The sequence below is a fragment of the Ascidiimonas meishanensis genome, from assembly GCF_037782385.1.
GTDB classification, from domain to species: Bacteria; Bacteroidota; Bacteroidia; order Flavobacteriales; family Flavobacteriaceae; genus Ascidiimonas; species Ascidiimonas meishanensis.
Map to the genome: position 1 here is coordinate 68,928 of NZ_JBBEXD010000001.1, position 20,568 is coordinate 89,495.

A 20,568-nucleotide genomic window follows, 5' to 3' on the forward strand; every position below is an offset into this window, starting at 1 on the left:
AACTATAAATTATTTAACCAAAAAAATAAAAGCCCTGACAACACAGGGCTTTTATAGTTTTACCTTGTTTCTGAAATTACTTAAGAATTCACTAAATTAATTTGATTTCTAAAGACTAGTTTATTGTCAAATGCATCCAGAAGAATAATACTGTCTGTATTAACTTTGCCACTTAGAATATCTTTAGATAGCATATTTAGCACCTCCTTCTGAATTACTCTTTTAACAGGTCTTGCACCGTAATGGGGGTCAAAGCCTTTTACCGCTAAATATTGAATAGCATCTTCGGTTGCATCTAAAGTTATATTTTGTTTGGCGACCATTTTGGTGATATTCTTCATTTGTAATCTTACAATTTCTATGATATCGGTTTCACTTAATGGAGTAAACATAATGATATCATCAATTCTATTTAGAAATTCTGGTTTTACGGTATTCTTTAGCAAGCTCAGTACTTCCACTTTGGCAGCTTCTGTAGCTGAATTCAAATCTTTCAGGGTTTCAAATTTTTCTTGAATGATAGCACTCCCCATATTACTGGTCATAATAATAATGGTGTTTTTAAAATCAGCAATACGTCCTTTATTATCAGTTAATCTTCCTTCATCTAAAACCTGTAATAAAATATTAAAAGTATCTGGATGTGCCTTTTCAATTTCGTCTAGCAACACCACAGAATAAGGTTTTCTCCTTACTGCTTCTGTTAATTGCCCTCCTTCGTCATACCCTACATATCCAGGAGGAGCTCCTACTAATCTACTCACTGCATGACGCTCTTGATATTCACTCATATCTATTCTAGTCATTGCATTTTCATCATCAAAAAGATAGGAAGCAAGGGTTTTTGCTAACTCTGTTTTACCTACTCCTGTGGTACCCAAAAATAAGAAGGAACCAATGGGTCTTTTCTCATCTTGCAATCCAGCTCTACTTCTTCTTATAGCATCAGAAACTGCTTCAATAGCTTCATCTTGACCAACAACTCGTTGATGAAGTTCATCCTCTAGCTTAAGGAGTTTTTCTCTTTCACTCTGTAACATTTTCGCAACTGGAATCCCAGTCCATTTAGCAACTACTTCTGCAATATCTTCATAAGTAACTTCTTCTTTTATTAAAGAGGCTCCGTCAGTTTGTTGTTCTTGTAATTCTATTTCTAAAGAATCTAGTTTTTCCTGCGCTTCCTTGATTTTGCCATAACGTATTTCAGCTACTTTTCCATAATTTCCGTTTCTTTCTGCTCTTTCTGCTTCAACTTTGAAATTTTCAATGGCTTCTTTTGTATTCTGAATGGTATCAACTATTTCTTTTTCACTTTTCCATTTGGCAAATATTTCATTTCGTTGTTCTTTCAAATTAGCCAAATCTATATTCAAAGACTTTAACTTTTCTGTATCATCTTCCCGCTTTATAGCTTCAATTTCAATCTCCAATTGCATTATTTTACGATCTAATACATCCAATTCTTCCGGTTTGGTATTGATCTCCATTCGTAATTTTGAAGCCGATTCATCCATGAGGTCAATAGCCTTATCAGGGAGAAATCTATTGGTAATATACCTTTGAGATAATTCTACCGCACCAATAATAGCTTCATCTTTGATTCTTACTTTATGATGTGTTTCATACTTTTCTTTGATACCTCTAAGTATAGAAATAGCACTTTCAATATCAGGCTCAGCTACCAATACTTTTTGGAAGCGACGTTCTAACGCTTTGTCTTTTTCAAAATACTTTTGATATTCATCTAGGGTAGTAGCTCCAATAGCTCTTAATTCCCCTCTAGCAAGAGCTGGTTTAAGTATGTTGGCAGCGTCCATAGCACCTTCACCACCACCTGCACCAACCAATGTATGGATTTCATCTATAAATAGTACAATATTTCCATCACTAGAGGTTACTTCTTTTATTACAGACTTCAAGCGTTCTTCAAACTCACCTTTGTATTTAGCCCCTGCAATCAAAGCACCCATATCTAAAGAGTGAACCTCTTTATCTCTAAGGTTATCTGGAACATCGCCTTGAACAATTCTATGGGCAAGTCCTTCTGCTATTGCGGTCTTTCCAACCCCTGGTTCTCCCACGAGCATAGGGTTATTTTTGGTTCTTCTTGATAGAATTTGAAGAATTCTTCGTATTTCTTCATCTCTACCTATTACGGGATCTAGTTTCCCTTCATTGGCAAGTTGATTTAAATTTCTTGAATATTTTGATAATGAGTTATAGGTGTCTTCTGCACTGGCGGAAGTGACTCGCTCTCCTTTTCTAAGCTCCTCAATAGCCGATTTAAATGCCTTTTCTGAAACCCCTTGATCTTTTAATATTTGAGCAATTTTACTATTTGACTTAAAAATGGCTAAAACAATATGTTCAATGGAAATGAACTCGTCTTTCATTTTTCTGGCAATAATAGATGCTTCACTCATGGTAGTGCCTGCTTCACGAGAAAACATAATCTCTCCCCCCGTAACTTTTGGAAAACTTTGTAAAGTGCTTTCTAAAATTTGCTTAAGTAACGTGATATTTACTTGGAGCTTTTTTAAAAGAAAGGGAAGAACATTTTTATCTATTTCAAGAATAGCTTTGAAAATATGCTCATTTTCAATCTGTTGATGATCATATCGCTTTGCGATTTCTTGAGCTCTTTGTACAGCCTCCTGAGTTTTTATAGTGAAATTATTTAGATTCATATCTTTTGTTTATTTCTTTTCAAACAATTCTTGTTCCATTTCAATTTTCTAGACATTATGTCGTTAAAACCAACTAATTTAAAGACATTTTGACATTTATACTACTTGAAATGCAGACTTTTTTTGATTACTGATGATGGATAGTTACTTTTGAATCCTGTTTTAGTATAACTATTGCTTAATAAACAAAAACAATATGGGATTATTTGATAAACTTTTAGGGAGTAACAGCAGTGATAAAAAAGATGCTTCTACCAATGTTCCATGGATTGCTTTAGAAAATATTAATCAGTTAAACGATATCGTAGAGCTAAGCAAGGAGACTCCTGTAGTGATTTTTAAGCACAGTACGAGATGTGGTATTAGTAGAATGGTATTAAATGGTTTTGAAAGAGAGTTTGATATAGAAGACGATAAAATAAAGCTTTACTTTTTAGATTTGATTCAATTTAGAAAAATTTCAAACGAAATAGCCACACGATTTAACGTGTGGCATGAAAGTCCTCAACTATTACTAATTAAAAAGGGCGAAATGATTCACCACAGTTCTCATAGCAGCATATCTTCAATTAGACTAAAGGAGTTTATTGTGTAAAATTATTTCTTCTAATAATACCTTTAATGCGCTGTTTTAAATCCTCTCCGGCATCATAAATCATTTGCTCATTGCTCGGGAAAGCAACTTGACTGAGATTTATAAGATTTAACCAACCTTTATCAAATGCTCTTTTATCACCGTCAAAATCTGCGTATTGATGTTCAAATATAAATTCACTTGCTAATGGATAGGTATTCATTAACTGTCCTGTTTTTACATCTTTGAAAAAAACTTCTCCAGCTACTTGAACTGATTTGAATTGAGTAAACTCATAAAAATCACACCTTACAGTTTTGAAGCTGTCTACTTTTATTTTATTACCAAGACTGTCTTTTACCAGCTCACCTTGATTATCATATAAATATTCCCAACCGTCTTTTATTTGTTTTTCTCTACTAATTTGTCTCTCCTTTACTTGTTCTGGGGAGATGTTAATGTCTCTGAATAACAATTCCATTTCATAATCATACTTGACATTTTTTTGTGGATTACTGTGGTAAACAGTCCATAGATTATTAACCTCATAAGTGTCAAAATTTAACAAGGAAGATTCTAAACGTTCTGGAATTACCATTTGTGTATCATTAAACAAAGATACTTTTACAAAATCCATACCTCTAAAGTGCGCCTCTTCCATTTTAGCTGCAACATCTTGGTATCCAGGATTTATTTTTTCAAGATAGGCCAAATCATTATATACAGCTCTAAAATCCAGTTTAGTGCGCCCTGTTTTTAATAATTGGCTGGCATTTGCATACAAGTATTTAGATAATTTCTCTTTAGTGGCGATTATTCTAGATGAATAATCTTTCATATCAAACCTCGCATTTTTATTTTCCGATTCAAATCTTAAAGGGAGTAAGGGTTTGATTAATTCTTGCCGATTTCTCAATCCTATATACAACTTATAAATTTGCTCTAAGTTTGCTGGATTACCATCACTTTTGAGAAAGGAAATTCTTTCCAGATCTCTCTGTGTGATTTTGGCAAAGGCTTCTTCTAATTGATAGATGTATGGCTGATTACTCTTTCTTGTTTTGTTATTTCTAAGCTTATCTACTGAAATATTAATACTGGTGTTATAATCACCTGAATTAAGCGCTTCCTGAGATTTCTTTACGGAACTACAAGAAAATAAAAAGACTGAACTGATGCATAATGCAAAAAAACCATTTTTCATAAGTAACATTTTAGTTTGGGGAATATACTATTCAAATGTGATGCCAAAGTAATTAAAAGAATCATTAAACTGCAAATTAATGATGTATAACCTACTAGTTTTGTGGTATAAAAAAAAGTTGATATACAAATGAAATATCAACTTTTGCAGCTTTTATAATGTAATATTATTATTTTTCTTTAGGAACAAAAGCCGGTAATAGTTTAGTGGTTACTTTACCAAAACCAATTCTTACATCCTCATTTATACAAAAACCACGCATGGTGACTGTATCGTAGTCATTAATAAATTTACGCTCTGTTCCATCTTTCATTTTAATGGGTTTTTCTCCTCGCCAAGTAAGTTCTAACATAGACCCATATGAGTCTGGTGTAGGGCCAGATATGGTGCCACTTCCCATCATATCTCCACTAAGCACATTACAACCATTTACAGTATGATGTGCTAGTTGTTGAGACATATTCCAATACATATACTTAAAATTAGAACGTGTAACAACTTGTGATTCACCATCTTTAGGAGTAATAGAGACTTCTAAAGCAATATCATAGCTCTGATTTCCTTCGATTTTAAGATAGGGTAGAGGTTCTGGATTTTGTTCAGGGCCTTTGGTTCTAAATGGCTCTAAGGCGTCCATGGTTACTATCCATGGTGATATAGAGGAAGCAAAGTTTTTGGCCAAAAATGGACCAAGTGGGACATATTCCCATTTTTGAATATCTCGTGCACTCCAATCGTTTAATAAAACCATTCCAAAAATATAATCACTTGCTTCTTCAACAGGAATGGGTTCTCCTAAATGATTTGCATCTGTTGTGATAAACCCCATTTCCAATTCAAAGTCTACTAATTTGGAAGCTCCAAATACAGGACTAGTTGCGCCGGATGGCATGGTCTGGCCGTAAGGTCTTCTAATATGTATACCAGAAGGAACAATAGAAGAGCTCCTGCCATGATATCCAACAGGAATATGAAGCCAGTTTGGAAGCAGGGCATTCTCTGGATCTCTAAACATAGAACCAACATTGGTTGCATGCTCTTTGCTTGAATAAAAATCTGTATAATCACCTATTTGAACCGGAAGTTGCATCTCAATTTCATCCATCGTAAATAGTACAGTACTTCGGTGATTTTCATTATCTCTAAGGGTAGCATTTGCCTCATCAAAAATATCTCCAATACGATTTCTAACAAGGCGCCATGTTTTCTTTCCATCAGAAATAAAATCATTTAAAGAGTCTTGAAGAAAGATATCATCCGTTAGCGGAATGCCCTTAAAGTACCCTAGTTGATGGAGTGCTCCCAAATCTATCGCATGGTCTCCAATTCTTGTGCCAATAGTAATTACATCGTCTCTGGTAAGAAAAACACCAAAGGGAATGTTTTGTATTGGAAAATCAGAATCTTTAGCAACGGGGATCCAAGATTTTCTAGCAGGATTATTTGTAGTATTTGGCATGATTTAAAATTTATGGTAAACAATATTATGAAATAAAATGAATATGACCCTTACAGAATGTCTTAAATTTTAAAGATAGTGCGCCGACACAAAATAATAAAAAAATGTTAGTATTATTCTTGAAAGAAAGAAATCAATACTTAGTTTTTTCATAAATTCGCAACGATTTGTTTTGCAAAACTTTACTACTTTTTTAAAACTATAAAATGAAACGTGACGAACAGATTTTTGAACTTATTCAAGCCGAGAAAGAGAGACAACTTTACGGGATTGAATTGATTGCTTCGGAGAATTTTGTAAGCGACCAGGTAATGGAAGCGGCTGGTTCTGTATTAACTAATAAATATGCCGAAGGTTATCCTGGGAAACGCTACTATGGAGGATGCGAAATAGTGGATGAAGTTGAAAATATAGCAATAGAAAGAGCAAAAACACTTTTTGGAGCACAATGGGTTAATGTACAGCCACATAGTGGTTCTCAGGCAAATACTGCTGTCTATCATGCCTGTTTAAAACCAGGAGATAAGATTTTGGGGTTTGATCTTTCTCATGGAGGGCATTTAACGCACGGTAGTTCTGTAAATTTTTCAGGAAGATTATACAATCCTGTATTTTATGGGGTTGAAGAAGAAACAGGAGTACTTAATTACGATACTATTGCAGAGATAGCCGAACGAGAAAAACCACAGATGATTATTGCTGGCGCTTCTGCTTATTCAAGAGACATTGATTTTAAACGTTTTAGAGAGATCGCAGATCATGTTGGCGCGTTACTTCTTGCAGACATCTCACATCCTTCAGGATTGATAGCAAAAGGCTTGTTAAATGACCCTTTACCTCATTGCCATGTAGTTACCACTACAACACATAAGACATTAAGAGGTCCTCGTGGTGGAATGATTATGATGGGACAAGATTTTGCCAATCCTTTTGGTCTTACTTTGAAAAATGGAATGCCTAGAATGATGTCTGGATTATTAGATAGTGGTGTGTTTCCTGGTAATCAAGGAGGTCCTTTAGAACATATTATTGCAGCAAAAGCGATAGCTTTTGGAGAGGCGCTTACTGATGATTTTCTTCACTATGGAATTCAGGTGCAAAAGAATGCAAAAGCAATGGCAAGTGCTTTTGTGGAGAAAGATTATAACATTATCAGTGGTGGTACAGACAACCACATGATGCTCATTGACCTGCGTAATAAAAATATTACTGGTAAACAAGCAGAGGCTGCCTTAGGAAAGGCACATATTACAGTAAATAAAAATATGGTCCCATTTGATGACAAATCTCCTTTTGTTACTAGCGGAATTCGTATTGGAACTGCAGCAGTAACTACAAGAGGACTCATAGAAAAAGACATGATTACCATCACAAATTTAATAGATGAGGCACTTGTTAATGCTGAAAATGAAGCTAAATTAGAGGCTATATCTAAAGAAGTAAAGAAGGTAATAAGTCATCAACCTTTATTTGTAGAAGGTTAATGATTCACATAAAATTCATGGAGTACTAAAAAATCCGGCGTAATGCCGGATTTTTATGTTAATTATCTTCAAAAGAGCTGCTTTGATAGGCGCCAGAATCAGGGTCTGCTACTCGGCTAACCCCTAAAAGGTCTAACGGGACCAGATTTGCTGTTGCTGTTGCTCCTAGACTATTTGCTGCGGATGCTTCTCCAATAGTAAACAAACTATTCTGCGTGTCCAGAAAATTGGGATTTTCATTCAAAATCACATTCGTATATAAACTTGTATTTGAGAAATCAAAACGAGGATCATTAATAAATTGTTGATTGAAATCGTTAAATTGAAGTAGTGTGTTTTCTAATTTATAATTTAATTGTACCCCTTCAACACCCGTCGCAAAAAACTCAAGATTATTGTTTCCATAAATAATACTATTTTGAAAAGTTGCTTCTATCAAATCTCTGCTAAAGATTCCATTTTCACCTAGGTCTACAAAGTTATCCACTAGAACAGCAGGGAAATCACGAAAACTATTACGCCAGTAATTGGCAACGGTGATATGTCTAAATTGATACCTGCCTCCTATATTACAATATAAAGATGCCTGCCCTGCATTGCCAATAACTAGGTTTTCAGCGTCTATAAAGGCTGTTCTACCCCAGAGTCCTACATTAGCCGTATTGTGAATTTGTGTGTTTTTAAGTTGTAGGGTAGGGTAGATGCCATCGTTTCTATCCATCAGAATACCTACAGTTGCATTTCTAAGGGTAAGATAATTAATTTCATGCCCGGTACTTCCTGCGGTTAGCCATACCGTACCCCATTGTCCTGGTACATTGGAAAATTCAGGTTCCAGCCTGTCGCCTTCAAAAATAACTTCGTTTTCAAGTAGTTCCTGGTTCGTACTTAGACTACCGTTTACCAACAATGTACCATTATTCCCCACTAAAAGTCCTGAATTTTTATGAAAATGGACTCTTGCACCTGCTTCAACAGTAAGGGTCTTGCCATTGCCTACACCTGCATACCCATAAATAACATAGGGTTTTTCATTGGTGAATACAAGCTCATCATCTTCTAGGAAAAATCCACTTATTCTAATTTCATTTCCCAGATCATCAATACCTAACAATAAGGATTCCTCAGTACCATCATCAAATCGTTGTGGAAATAAAAAAACCGCATCTTTAACTAAAGTAACTAAGGCAACTTCCTGCTCGTTTTCACCAGTATCAAATGCAATGGCATCTGTATACAAAAATTCTGTGCCGCTCGCTGTAAGTTCATCAATAGCAACGGTAGTTTCAACAAATACGAAAATACTATCCTTGGCAAGAATTTCAACATTCTCAAATGTTTTTCCAGCTACGCCATCTACGTTAAGACGATATCTTGAATTTTGACCTTGTCCTAAGCTTACCACTGGAATACGAATATCATCATCACTTCTGTTATAGACTTTAAAGGTGTAAGTAGCAGAGCCTATATTAGTAAAAACCGTATCTAGGTAGATGGTATCTCTTGAAAATTCAAGTCTTCCATTACTGGGAATGGTTTCGAAATCTTTCCGGCAAGAACTCCAAAGTATAAGAACAACCAACAAAACTAAAGAAAGAAGTATCCTTTTCATGTATTTGAAACGATTTTGGTAAAAATAATACATTTCACTATAAACCATCAGAATAGAAATCAATCTTTTTTAAGGGAATAAAGAATTTAATATAAAAAAATAGGTTGCAAAATATTTCTTACCGTATAAAAAGAGATATTAATTCTTGTGGAACCCTATGAGGTTTTAAAGTGTCACTCAATAATAAACACCAAGTTGTTTCTGCCTTTACTAATAATTGTTTTGTGATGCTATTATGCATCTCTACAACTCTAATTGAAGTTACCCCCGAAGATTTTTTGATATAGGTTCTTATATGAATTTTATCCCCAAGAAAGGCAGGTGCTTTATAGTATATGTGATGACTTAAAACTACCCATAAAAACGTTTTCTTTTGAAAATCATCTGTAGCCTCATCCCAATGAGATTTCGCAATATCCTGAATCCACTGAACATACCTCACGTTATTTACATGGTTCATTTGATCAAGGTCACTTTCTTGAACTTCTATTACTTTTTCAAAAACGATAGGAGATGGATTTTCCATTAATTTTTTTCCTCAAAAACTACTTCAAACATTTTATTCCAATATTTACCTGTCAAGAAAAAAGTTTTACGTGAAGGGTTATAGGCAATTCCATTTAAAACATCTAGTTGACTATGCGAAGCAACTTTTTTCTTTAGTCCTCTTCCATCTACCACTCCCAGCAGGGCTCCACTACTAGCATCAATGATCATAATTCCATCATTTTGATAACTATTTGCATAGATTTTCCCATCTACATATTCTAGTTCATTTACCTTATTATAAATTTTTGAATTGGAAGTAACCTGTATATAATCTTGCTCTTCTAGCGTTTCTGAATCAAGTATCCATATTTTTTCTGTTCCATCGCTTTTAAATAACTTCTCTCCATCATTTGTAAGTCCCCAGCCTTCTTTACTTTTTTTATATGAGAATGATTTTATTTTTTCAAAAGTGTTTATGTCATAAACAAAACCTATTTTATTCTGCCAGGTCAATTGGTAAATCTTATCATTCAATATAGTAATTCCCTCTCCAAATTGATTTTGTTGTAGGCTAATTTCTTTTAAAACTTCTCCAGTTTCTAAATTGAGTTTTCTTAGTCTAGATTCGTTATAACGCCCTGTGCCTTCGTAGAGAGTGTCTTTGTAGAATTCCAATCCTTGTGTATAAGCACCTTGATCGTGCGGATATTCTTGTATTATTTTAATAGTATACACTTTAGGTTTCACCATAGAAAGCACTGTGAATTTAGAAGTTAGAACTTCTTTTTTGCCATCGTGAAATACGGCTGCTGTAAATGAGTGAATCCCTAGTGGAACATTTGTAAGCGGTAACTTTTGCTCTTTTAATTGTATTGGGTTTTCTTTTAATGTATAGCTAATGGAATCTGGAGCTACCCCTTTTCGGTTCTCAATAGAAAATACAAGCGTATCATTTTGATGAAACTGTGTTTTTTTAGCAGGAAATTTTAGCATAAAATTGGGCGAAGTATCTGATTTTGATCCGTTGCAAGAAATCAAAAAAATAACTAAAATATTAAACGTGAAGAAGTTAATAAACCGCATTTTACATTTTATTTTCCGGCAAGTTAGCTAACAAAAATTAGATTAAAAAATACTTGACAAAACTTTAAAAGGTATTATCTTTGCAGTCGGCAAGTCCTGCACGACTAGCTCCTACAGAATCCCCCAGGGTGGGAACGCAGCAAGGGTATGTGGTTGTAGCGGTGCGATGCAGGTAGCTTGCCTTTTTTTATGTAATTATCTTTCGTTTTACTTCCCGTTTTTTTGTTGTTAATTTGCAGCTTATACAGATATATATTATATGAGCAAAGTAGTTCTTATCACTGGTGGATCTTCGGGGCTTGGAAAAGCTACAGGTGAATATCTTTCTTCTAAAGGTTTTATTGTATATGGGACTAGCAGGAATCCTGAGAAAGTTAAAGAAGAATTTCCTTTCTATTTAATTAAAATGGATGTAAAAGACAGCAATTCTATTCATCAAGGAATTTCAAAAGTGCTAGGTGAACAAAAAAGACTTGATGTCTTAATTAATAATGCTGGTATGGGGATTACTGGTCCTATAGAAGAAACGCCTCTTGAAGAAATTAGAGGAGTATTTGAAACCAATTTATATGGTTCTATAGAGGTCATAAAAGGAGTACTCCCGACAATGCGTACGCAAAAAGCAGGATTAATCATCAACATTACTTCTATAGCAGGTTATATGGGCCTGCCGTATAGAGGTGTATATTCTGCAACCAAAGGTGCTTTAGAGTTGATAACGGAAGCGTTAAGAATGGAAGTTAAAGATTTTGGTGTACATATAACCAATTTGGCCCCAGGAGATTTTGCTACTAATATCGCAAGTGGACGTTATCATGCCCCACTTTTAGACAATTCACCATATCACAAACCGTATGGAGATACTCTAAGAATGATGGATGATCATGTAGATCAAGGAGGAGATCCTATGTTAGTAGCAAGACTTATATACCAGATTATTAATACTAAGAAACCTAAAATTCATTATAAGGCGGGTGCATTTATGCAAAAATTTTCTATTGTATTAAAAAGACTCTTACCTTCTAAAACTTATGAGAAATTATTAATCAATCATTATAAATTGTAATTTTACAATTCAAATAAAACATACTAATATTAAAATCAGTATATGAAATTTTTTATTGATACCGCAAATTTAGACCAGATAAAAGAAGCTCAAGATTTGGGTGTTTTAGATGGTGTTACTACCAATCCTTCATTAATGGCCAAAGAGGGTATTACAGGAAGAAATAACATTCTTAAACATTATGTTGACATATGCAATATAGTGGAAGGAGATGTTTCCGCAGAGGTAATTGCTACTGATTTTGACGGAATGGTGAAAGAAGGTGAGGAGCTTGCAGAACTGCATCCCCAAATTGTGGTAAAAATACCTATGATAAAAGAAGGGATTAAAGCCATCAAATATTTTTCTGACCATGGAATTAGAACCAATTGTACGCTGGTTTTCTCTTCTGGACAGGCATTGTTGGCTGCAAAAGCAGGCGCTACCTATGTATCTCCGTTTATTGGAAGATTAGATGATATTTCTACGGATGGATTGAATCTTATTGCAGAAATAAGAGAAATCTATGATAATTATGGATTTGAAACTCAAATCTTAGCTGCTTCTGTAAGGCATACGATGCATGTGATTGAATGTGCTAAAATAGGCTCCGATGTGATGACGGGTCCTTTATCCTCCATAGAAGGCTTACTCAAACACCCTCTAACAGATATTGGATTGGAAAAGTTCTTGTCTGATTTTAAGAAAGGAAATTAAGTATAGAAAAATCCCCGTAATATCGGGGATTTTTTTTATAAATCTTTTTGATTATTTAAGTAGAAGTTTTCTTCATAAATATCTCCAAATGCATTTATAATTGTGCCATCATTTTTAACTACAATTATCTTATTAAGACCTTCAATTACTAGTGAATTACGTATCTGAATGAAGTCTTCGCATCTAAATTGATAAGTAGTATTCAACTCCATTTTTTCAACAGCCTTCAGCCAACTATCATGATCCTCATTAATACTTATGCCAACGAATGCATATTCAGGATATTTAACACGCAACTCATTTACTTTGCGATTAATATTTTTCATATGATTCTTCTGATTCAAAGACCAGAAATAATAGACTGTATGTTGCTGACTTTTGTATGCTAATGTATCTATATTGACTTCTTTTCCAGAAGAGTTAACCAGAAGTACATCTGGAAGCTTACTCCCTTCTCTTAACTTTTTGATAGAAGTGTAAACCTCCATAACTTCTTTAGCGTACTTATTATCTTTTGAATACGTATTAAACGCTTCTATAAATTTTTCATTATTGCTATGCTTGTGGTCTTTTCTAAAATAGGCAAAAGCGGTATTTCTGTATAAATTATCTCTAATCTCTTTTACTGCCACTAAACTATCTATTAATTTTAGTTTATGAAGATGAAAATGAAGCGTTTTATCTACTGGAAGATTTGATCCAGAACACTCATCCATACATTCAGTGTATGACATATTATTGAAAAAAGTGTTTAAATACTTAATATAGGGACCAAAATAACTTAACTTGAGATCATTATAATTAAGGTTTTCTCTATAATCATAGTAATCTTCAGGGATACTATCTGATTTCTGATGAATCTTCTTCTTGGTATGAAGATATGGATAAATCTCCTTTGAATCGTAGTGTCTGTAATCAATACCTGCCCTAGTTATTTGCTTAGCTTCCTCAGAGAGATCAAAATTTAAAATGAGGTTTTCGTATTGTTCCAGTTTCATGTTTTTTAAAGAATCCATTCTGAAAATGAATTGATCTGCTTCTAAATCATAATAATCATAGACCAATCTTTCCTCGTCTTCATTGACCAAGAACATATCTATCATAAAATTATTTTTCTCAGCTCCATTACCCGTAAAAATAAGGGATTCATCAAAATCCAGCGTATTCAGACGAAATAAGATACTATCTCCTTTCTCAATTAGTACATATTGCATTTCTGGCGTATGCTCAAAATGATATAAACCATCTGAAACAGGATCAATTTTTAATAAAAATCTATTATTTGAGTCCAAAACAATAGAATCAACCACTTTGTCGTTCTTGTAAAGAACAACATAAGGGTTGGTAGGATTCACAATTTCGCCACCAAAATAAGCAGCACCGTCTGAATGTTTATCCCCGCAACTATAGGCCAACAGTACTAAAGAAGCTACTAATAAATACCTCATAAATCATTTTTATAAATACCTTATGGTAATCGTCTCATTCAAAGCAAATCTAACAAAGCAAAACACGCTATCATGTTAATACAGAGTTAAAAAAAATGTTTTTAACTTATTATAAAAGTGGTTTGTGAATGTTGTATTCACCTTATTTTCTTACTTTTGCACCACTTTTAAAAAATAAAAATTTCTATAAATGTTAAGTGTATCAAATCTTTCTGTACAGTTTGGAAAAAGAGTGTTGTTTGACGAAGTGAATGTTACATTCACACAAGGTAACTGTTATGGGATTATAGGAGCCAATGGTGCGGGAAAATCTACTTTTTTAAAGATCCTTGCAGGTAAAATAGATCCAACTTCTGGGCATGTACATCTTGAAACGGGGAAACGTATGTCCGTTTTAGAACAAGATCATTATGCATATGATGATTTCACAGTTCAAGAAGCTGTTATAATGGGCAATAAACCTCTCTATGCTATTAAAAAAGAAATGGATGAGATTTATGCGAAAGAAGATTTTGGAGACGCAGATGGGGAACGTGTAGGAGAACTTCAAGTTAAATTTGAAGAGATGAATGGATGGAATGCAGAAAGTGATGCTGCTACCTTATTATCCAATTTGGGTATTTCTGAAGCGCTACATTATACAATGATGAGTGACCTTGATTCTAAATTAAAGGTTAGAGTATTACTGGCTCAAGCCTTATTTGGAAATCCTGATGTGCTTATTATGGATGAGCCTACCAATGATTTAGATTTTGAAACGATCTCATGGTTAGAAAATTTCTTGGGTAATTATGACAATACAGTAATTGTTGTATCTCACGATAGACACTTTCTTGATGCCGTTTGTACCCATATTTCAGATATAGATTTTGCTAAAATAACGCACTTTAGTGGTAATTATACTTTTTGGTATGAGTCTAGTCAGTTGGCTGCCAGACAAAGAGCACAACAAAATAAGAAGTCTGAAGAAAAAGCCAAAGAACTTCAAGAGTTTATACAACGCTTTAGTGCCAATGTTGCCAAAAGTAAACAGGCTACGTCCAGAAAGAAAATGCTGGAAAAATTAAAGATAGAAGATATAAAACCTTCCAGCCGCCGCTATCCTGCCATTATTTTTGAAAGAGAGCGTGAGGCAGGAGACCAAATATTGAATGTTGAGAATTTAAGTGCTACTTCTGATGACGGGGAATTACTTTTTCAAAATATAGATATTAATTTGTCTAAAGGAGACAAAGTAGCGCTTATTTCAAAAGACTCAAGGGCTACAACAGCTTTTTATCAAATTATCACAGATAATCAAAAAGCAAATACGGGTAAGTATCAATGGGGTGTTACCACTTCACAATCTTATTTACCAGTTGATAATTCTTCTTTCTTTGAAAACAACCTAAGCTTAATTGATTGGTTAAGACAATGGTCAAAAACTGAAGAAGAGCGAGAAGAAGTTTTTGTACGAGGTTTTCTAGGCAAAATGTTGTTTAGTGGGGAGGAAGCTTTTAAGACTGGTAATGTATTGTCTGGTGGAGAAAAGGTACGCTGTATGTTAAGCAGAATGATGATGACAAGGGCAAATGTTTTATTATTAGATGAGCCAACTAACCACTTGGATTTGGAAAGCATAACTACCTTTAACAATTCTCTTAAAAACTTTAAAGGCACAGTAATATTTACTACGCACGATCACGAATTTGCACAGACTGTTGCTAATAGAATCATAGAAATAACTCCTAATGGAGTCATTGATCGCTATTTAACTTTTGATGATTATATGACGGAAGCTTCTATTAAGGAACAACGAATGAAAATGTATGAAGTCACTGTATAAAAGAAGCCGCTTAAAGCGGCTTCTTTTATATTACAAATAGCGTGTTTTATATACTTCGTTAGTAAAAATAGCTAACTTAACCTATTCAGAGAAGGGATGTGCAAATCCAGGTAATCTTTCATGTTCATGCCCTTTTAGTAAAGGGAAAACTAGTTCCTTTAATGCCAACCAGTTTTAAATAAAGACAGTATCTAACTATAATGCACTATACCTTAATTCATAGATAGAATCTGTTAGCTGCAAACTAATTTTTAAGCATTGAAATATTTACTATTCCAAATAGCATGATTAAAATTCTTCCCCAATGCAAATCCATAAAATAAAGTCACCGCAGCAACAGATTTAAACATAAAGAAATAAATCACAAAATAGTTTGCGAGCGTGTCTTCTTTGGAAAATAAACCTACAGGAACCATCTCAGTTAAAACCCAACTTATTAATAATAGGAGTATGGTTAGATTACGAAAATTTTTAAAAGGGAGCATGAATAGTTTCCTAAAAGCACTTAAGTCATTACCCCACTTGTGTACCAAATAATAATAGCCATTACCCATTGGAGCAAATAAAAGCGGATCATCTGCATTCTCCAATTTGAACAATTTAGAAGGAGCCACTATTTTGAAGCCTTTGAGCGCAATATCATGTTGTTTCTCTAACAATTTAATTTCAGTAAATGCCCGTTGCGGAAATTTGCCTTTAAAATATTTAGTATCTAAAAAGCGTAAACGATAATCGATACAAATTTTCTTAATTTGATCTATATGATATATTTTGCTAGCATCTAACATATCAAAGTTAAATATATTGCTTTCATTTATAGCAGTACCTGTTAACTCTTGTTGAATTTTTTGGTCTTTAAAATCATCCTCTTCTAAAATTTGTTTTACCTGACTAAGAATGTCTTCGGAAGAAACCGTTTGATTACGGACTTTTTGAAGTTTTTCTTCAATATTGGTTTTTTTAAATAGCATATTTTTTCTTTTTAACAATTTCAAGCGTTTCAAAGTTAATGAAATAGAAGCAAGTTATCAAAAGAAAACAAAGACCAGATTAAAAGTCTTACCATATTTTTTTTGAAGAACACTATATAAAAAATGAAATTTTATAAAATGGAACTTAATCAAAAGCGGTAATTCTTATCGAAGTTCTGCACTTAACTGTTTTTCAAAGCTCGATTTTAACTTTTTCATTACCTTATCTATTTGCTTTTCCGTAAGCGTATTCTCGGTATCTTGAAGTACAAAGCTTACGGCATAGCTTTTTTTGCCTTCTGGTAGTTTATCCCCTTCATACACATCAAACAAGGTAATGTCTTTAAGAAGTTTTCGTTCACTTTGTTTGGCGAGGGAATAGACCTCATTAAATTCCACTTGTTTATCTACCAACAATGAAAAATCTCTTTTCACTTCAGGAAATTTTGGGATAGCCTTGAATTGTATTTTTGAATCTCTGGCAATTTCAATTAAGGCGTCCCAATTGAAATCAGCATACAAAACCTCTTGTTTTAGATCAAAATGCTTCCTTATCTTTTTCTTAATTACACCAAATTCTACCACTTTTTTCTTTCCTACAGACAAAATTAATCCCTCAGCGAATATATCATTCTTAAAAGGAGTTGTTTTTAACTCACCTATGCCCAAACGCTCCAAAGTTCTGTATACTACTGATTTCAAATAAAAAAAGTCACTTAGTTCTTCTTTTAATTTCCAGTTTTTACTATTCTTATTTCCAGAAATCCATACTCCTAAATGTTTTAATTCGGTTCTTCCAGAATCATATTGATGGTATGTTTTACCAAACTCAAACAAACGTAAATTATGTTTTTTTCTATTGATATTAAAAGCAAGTACTTCCATTCCCGAAAACAACAAAGACTGTCTCATCACAGCAAGGTCGTTGCTCAATGGATTTAACATCTTAACCTGACTATTTTCATGAATTTGTTCACTTAGCTGCTGAAAATCAGGTGAAGTTAAAGAATTCGTCATAATCTCATTGAAACCTATCGCAGCTAATTGATCTGCAATAATATTTTGAAGACGATGATCATCATACTTTGAAGTAGTAGAGATAGACGCGTTTAACTTTCCGGTAAAAGCAATATTATTATAACCATAAACTCTTAAAATTTCTTCAATAACATCGGCTTCACGTTTTACATCAACCCTATAAAAAGGTATTGTGAGACCTATACCCGTTTCGGTGACATTATTTACTTTTATTTCAAGAGAGGTAAGAATACGTTTGATGGTTTCCTTTGGGATTTCTTGACCAACTAATGCGTTTACTTTTTCAAAATTGAGGAAGACTTGATGATCTTCTATTTTCTTTGGAAAAACATCAACTACATCGCTAGTAATAGTCCCTCCAGCAACTTCTTGAATCAATAATACCGCCCGAAGTAATGCATATTCAACTTTGTTTATATCTACACCTCGTTCAAAACGAAAAGAAGCATCTGTATTTAGTCCATGCCGCTTAGATGTTTTACGAACATGAATTGGATCAAAATATGCACTCTCTAGAAAAATATGAGTAGTATCTTCAGAAACTCCAGAATTGAGTCCTCCAAATACACCCGCTATGCAAAGCGGCTTCTCAATATCGCAAATCATTAAATCATCCTCATCCAGCTTTCGCTCCACTCCATCTAGTGTAGTAAAAAGAGTGTCTTTTTCTAATTTTTTAACGATGATCTTGTCTCCTTTAATTTTCTTAGCATCAAAAGCATGAAGGGGTTGTCCTAATTCATGCAGTACATAATTAGTTACATCTACTACATTATTGATAGGAGTAAGGCCTATTGCCTTTAATCTGTTCTGAAGCCAGCTAGGCGAAGATTTAATAGTAACATCAGAAATTGTAATCCCACAGTATCTTGGAGACCAATCTTTATTGGCAACTTCAACGTCAATTTTAAGTATTCTATTGTCAATGTTAAAACTACTTACAGAAGGTGTTATCAACTCCAAGGAAATCTCTTTTTGCAAGAGACCAGCCTTGAGATCTCGCGCAACACCGTAATGACTCATTGCGTCTGCCCGATTAGGCGTGAGACCTATTTCAAAAACTTGATCTGTTTCAATATTGAAAACCTCAGCGCAGGGTGTCCCGGGAACAAGTTCTTGGCTTAAAACCATAATGCCTTCATGGCTATCCCCAACACCTATTTCATCCTCCGCACAAATCATTCCTTCAGAAACTTCACCTCTAAGCTTTCCTTTTTTAATTTGCCAGGGATTCCCATCCTTATCGTATAAAGTAGTCCCTATTAAAGCTACAGGTACTTTTTGACCCGCTTCCACATTAGCGGCACCGCATACAATTTGAAGTATATTTTCGTTTCCAACATCTACTTTGGTGAGCTTTAATCTGTCTGCATTGGGGTGTTGTTCACAACTTAAAACATGCCCCACTACAATCCCTTTTAATCCGCCTGCAACAGATTCAAATGTTTTTACTCCCTCAACTTCCAGACCTAGATCTGTCAGTAATTCAGCGGTTTTATCTGAATCCCAATCAATTTGTAAAAATTGTTTTAACCAGTTATAAGAAATCTTCATAAGTTGCCCCTAATTTTGAAACCGCAAAGATACTATAATGCAATTATCCTAACAATAAAAGTAATTCAAACATTCTATATCTTTATTGTCCTAAAAATATACCTCTAAATGACATTTTATTTAGTTTATTTTAAAAATGTACGTTACGTCTGGGTACTTTTCTTTTTCCTTATTGGATGCAAGAAGAAGGAACAAATTCAAAATAAACTTTCTACAGGAGTATGGCGAGCTGAATTAGTTATAAAGGAGGGTGTTTCACTACCGTTTATTTTTGAAATACACCACAAGAACAAATGGAGCTTTTACAATGCACAAGAAACCATTATTGTAGATGAAATTAGTATTAAAAATGATTCTGTTCAAGTTCAATTTCCTGTATATGAAGGTTATATAAAGGCTAGAATTAAAGATTCTGTACTAACAGGACATTTCATCAAACCATCTTTGGATAGAATTGTACCTTTTAGAGCTACCTTAGGAAAGACAAAAAGATTTCAATCTAAAAAACCAGAGGTTCAACTTTCTGGTAACTGGGAGACTGTTTTTAGTGATCAATGCGATACTTGTAGATATGTTGCTAAAGGAACATTTAAGCAGGTAGAGGGGGTGGTGACTGGAACTTTTAGAACTACCACAGGAGATTATAGATATTTGGAAGGTGTTGTTTCTGGTGACTCACTAAAGCTTTCTACATTTGATGGTGCCCATGCATTCCTGTTTGAAGCAGTTGTTACAGATAGTACCATGCAAGGCACTTTTTATTCTGGAAATCATTTTGAAGAACCTTTTTATGGAAAAAGAAATGAGACATTTGAATTAGCAGACGAAGATAGTCTTACGTATTTGAAATCAGGTTTTAATAAATTTTACTTTGAGTTTCCTGACGCCAATGGTAAAATAATCTCACTAGATGACCCAAAGTTTAAAAACAAAGTAGTGTTAATACAAATTTTAGGTAGTTGGTGCCCCAATTGTCTTGATGAGACTAAATATTACAGTTCTTATTACCGAAACAATAAGAATGACAATCTTGCTTTTGTTGGGTTGGCTTTTGAATATGCCAAAACCCCTGAAAAGGCGTTTAAAAGTATTCATAGATTAACGGAAAAAATAAAAGTTCCTTATCCTATTTTATTAGCACAATATGGTACTGTAGATAAAAAAGAAGCACAGAAAAAAGTACCCATGCTCAATCAGGTATTATCCTATCCAACTTCTATCTTTCTTGACAAGCAAGGGGTGGTAAGAAGAATTCATACTGGTTTTAACGGTCCCGCAACAGGTGAAAAGTATACACTTTTTAAGAAAGATTTTGAGAGTTTCCTCACGAAATTATTGCAGGAAGAATAACTAAAAAAACAATAAACAAATGGTTTGT

15 protein-coding genes and 1 other RNA gene are annotated in these 20,568 nt (G+C 33.9%); 7 read left to right on the forward strand and 9 right to left on the reverse strand.

Translation table 11 applies throughout. The annotated features are described in order from the left end of the window. Nucleotides 1-80: 80 nt before the first annotated feature. Nucleotides 81-2,687, reverse strand: coding sequence for an ATP-dependent chaperone ClpB (gene clpB / locus WBG07_RS00335; RefSeq protein ID WP_340198476.1), 2,607 nt, complete (start codon nt 2,685-2,687; stop codon nt 81-83). Between the two features lie 196 nt (nt 2,688-2,883). Here clpB and ytxJ point away from each other — a divergent pair, with 196 nt between their 5' ends. Further along, nucleotides 2,884-3,282, forward strand: a complete 399-nt coding sequence (gene ytxJ, locus WBG07_RS00340; protein ID WP_340198477.1) for a bacillithiol system redox-active protein YtxJ — start codon at nt 2,884-2,886, stop codon at nt 3,280-3,282. On the opposite strand, the gene WBG07_RS00345 is transcribed toward ytxJ, so the two are convergent. Together WBG07_RS00345 and fahA are read right to left on the reverse strand one after the other, a co-directional pair. Continuing rightward, on the reverse strand, nt 3,272-4,465 hold the full coding sequence (locus tag WBG07_RS00345) for a hypothetical protein (RefSeq protein WP_340198478.1): 1,194 nt from the start codon (nt 4,463-4,465) through the stop codon (nt 3,272-3,274). The genes ytxJ and WBG07_RS00345 overlap by 11 nt on opposite strands. A gap of 169 nt (nt 4,466-4,634) precedes the next feature. Further along, a complete protein-coding gene (gene fahA / locus WBG07_RS00350) occupies nt 4,635-5,924 on the reverse strand; it encodes a fumarylacetoacetase (protein WP_340198479.1) in 1,290 nt (429 codons plus the stop codon). Nucleotides 5,925-6,130: 206 nt separating this feature from the next. On the opposite strand from fahA, the gene glyA reads away from it, so the two are divergent. Next, entirely contained in the window at nt 6,131-7,408 is a 1,278-nt protein-coding gene (gene glyA / locus WBG07_RS00355) for a serine hydroxymethyltransferase (RefSeq protein WP_340198480.1), read from the forward strand. 58 nt (nt 7,409-7,466) lie between these two features. Here the strand turns inward: glyA and WBG07_RS00360 are convergent, their stop codons facing one another. The 3 genes from WBG07_RS00360 to WBG07_RS00370 all read right to left on the reverse strand — a co-directional run bounded on the left by WBG07_RS00360 (nt 7,467) and on the right by WBG07_RS00370 (nt 10,502). After that, a complete protein-coding gene (locus tag WBG07_RS00360; RefSeq protein WP_340198481.1) occupies nt 7,467-9,020 on the reverse strand; it encodes a hypothetical protein in 1,554 nt (517 codons plus the stop codon). 118 nt (nt 9,021-9,138) lie between these two features. Then, entirely contained in the window at nt 9,139-9,546 is a 408-nt protein-coding gene (locus WBG07_RS00365; protein WP_340198482.1) for an acyl-CoA thioesterase, read from the reverse strand. Beyond that, entirely contained in the window at nt 9,546-10,502 is a 957-nt protein-coding gene (locus WBG07_RS00370; protein ID WP_340198483.1) for a glutaminyl-peptide cyclotransferase, read from the reverse strand. The genes WBG07_RS00365 and WBG07_RS00370 overlap by 1 nt, the downstream gene beginning before the upstream one ends. 177 nt (nt 10,503-10,679) lie before the next feature. Here WBG07_RS00370 and ffs point away from each other — a divergent pair. From ffs to fsa, 3 genes are all read left to right on the forward strand, one after another. Then, an RNA gene (gene ffs / locus WBG07_RS00375) (signal recognition particle sRNA small type) lies at nt 10,680-10,778 on the forward strand. A gap of 73 nt (nt 10,779-10,851) precedes the next feature. Then, nucleotides 10,852-11,658 carry an SDR family oxidoreductase gene (locus tag WBG07_RS00380; RefSeq protein ID WP_340198484.1) on the forward strand — a complete coding sequence of 269 codons (807 nt, stop codon included), beginning with the start codon at nt 10,852-10,854 and terminating at the stop codon, nt 11,656-11,658. A gap of 42 nt (nt 11,659-11,700) precedes the next feature. Beyond that, nucleotides 11,701-12,354: a fructose-6-phosphate aldolase gene (gene fsa, locus WBG07_RS00385; protein WP_340198485.1), complete on the forward strand. Its 654-nt coding sequence runs from the start codon at nt 11,701-11,703 to the stop codon at nt 12,352-12,354. Between the two features lie 35 nt (nt 12,355-12,389). On the opposite strand, the gene WBG07_RS00390 is transcribed toward fsa, so the two are convergent. Continuing rightward, nucleotides 12,390-13,802: a TlpA family protein disulfide reductase gene (locus tag WBG07_RS00390; protein ID WP_340198486.1), complete on the reverse strand. Its 1,413-nt coding sequence runs from the start codon at nt 13,800-13,802 to the stop codon at nt 12,390-12,392. Between the two features lie 190 nt (nt 13,803-13,992). Here WBG07_RS00390 and WBG07_RS00395 point away from each other — a divergent pair, with 190 nt between their 5' ends. Then, nucleotides 13,993-15,627 carry an ABC-F family ATP-binding cassette domain-containing protein gene (locus WBG07_RS00395; RefSeq protein ID WP_340198487.1) on the forward strand — a complete coding sequence of 545 codons (1,635 nt, stop codon included), beginning with the start codon at nt 13,993-13,995 and terminating at the stop codon, nt 15,625-15,627. 251 nt (nt 15,628-15,878) lie between these two features. On the opposite strand, the gene WBG07_RS00400 is transcribed toward WBG07_RS00395, so the two are convergent. Both WBG07_RS00400 and pheT read right to left on the reverse strand, forming a co-directional pair. After that, a complete protein-coding gene (locus tag WBG07_RS00400) occupies nt 15,879-16,598 on the reverse strand; it encodes a hypothetical protein (RefSeq protein WP_340198488.1) in 720 nt (239 codons plus the stop codon). Between the two features lie 165 nt (nt 16,599-16,763). Next, a complete protein-coding gene (gene pheT / locus WBG07_RS00405) occupies nt 16,764-19,190 on the reverse strand; it encodes a phenylalanine--tRNA ligase subunit beta (RefSeq protein ID WP_340198489.1) in 2,427 nt (808 codons plus the stop codon). Between the two features lie 108 nt (nt 19,191-19,298). On the opposite strand from pheT, the gene WBG07_RS00410 reads away from it, so the two are divergent. After that, the gene (locus WBG07_RS00410; protein ID WP_340198490.1) at nt 19,299-20,540 is read left to right on the forward strand and encodes a peroxiredoxin family protein; all 1,242 of its coding nucleotides are present in this window, start codon (nt 19,299-19,301) and stop codon (nt 20,538-20,540) included. The last annotated feature ends 28 nt before the right edge of the window (nt 20,541-20,568 follow it).

Bases quoted from the DNA above. Each gene is read 5' to 3' on its own strand.
- clpB (WP_340198476.1), bottom strand. From the start codon at position 2,687: ATGAATCTAAATAATTTCACTATAAAAACTCAGGAGGCTGTACAAAGA.
- ytxJ (WP_340198477.1), top strand. From the start codon at position 2,884: ATGGGATTATTTGATAAACTTTTAGGGAGTAACAGCAGTGATAAAAAA.
- WBG07_RS00345 (WP_340198478.1), bottom strand. From the start codon at position 4,465: ATGAAAAATGGTTTTTTTGCATTATGCATCAGTTCAGTCTTTTTATTT.
- fahA (WP_340198479.1), bottom strand. From the start codon at position 5,924: ATGCCAAATACTACAAATAATCCTGCTAGAAAATCTTGGATCCCCGTT.
- glyA (WP_340198480.1), top strand. From the start codon at position 6,131: ATGAAACGTGACGAACAGATTTTTGAACTTATTCAAGCCGAGAAAGAG.
- WBG07_RS00360 (WP_340198481.1), bottom strand. From the start codon at position 9,020: ATGAAAAGGATACTTCTTTCTTTAGTTTTGTTGGTTGTTCTTATACTT.
- WBG07_RS00365 (WP_340198482.1), bottom strand. From the start codon at position 9,546: ATGGAAAATCCATCTCCTATCGTTTTTGAAAAAGTAATAGAAGTTCAA.
- WBG07_RS00370 (WP_340198483.1), bottom strand. From the start codon at position 10,502: ATGCTAAAATTTCCTGCTAAAAAAACACAGTTTCATCAAAATGATACG.
- WBG07_RS00380 (WP_340198484.1), top strand. From the start codon at position 10,852: ATGAGCAAAGTAGTTCTTATCACTGGTGGATCTTCGGGGCTTGGAAAA.
- fsa (WP_340198485.1), top strand. From the start codon at position 11,701: ATGAAATTTTTTATTGATACCGCAAATTTAGACCAGATAAAAGAAGCT.
- WBG07_RS00390 (WP_340198486.1), bottom strand. From the start codon at position 13,802: ATGAGGTATTTATTAGTAGCTTCTTTAGTACTGTTGGCCTATAGTTGC.
- WBG07_RS00395 (WP_340198487.1), top strand. From the start codon at position 13,993: ATGTTAAGTGTATCAAATCTTTCTGTACAGTTTGGAAAAAGAGTGTTG.
- WBG07_RS00400 (WP_340198488.1), bottom strand. From the start codon at position 16,598: ATGCTATTTAAAAAAACCAATATTGAAGAAAAACTTCAAAAAGTCCGT.
- pheT (WP_340198489.1), bottom strand. From the start codon at position 19,190: ATGAAGATTTCTTATAACTGGTTAAAACAATTTTTACAAATTGATTGG.
- WBG07_RS00410 (WP_340198490.1), top strand. From the start codon at position 19,299: ATGACATTTTATTTAGTTTATTTTAAAAATGTACGTTACGTCTGGGTA.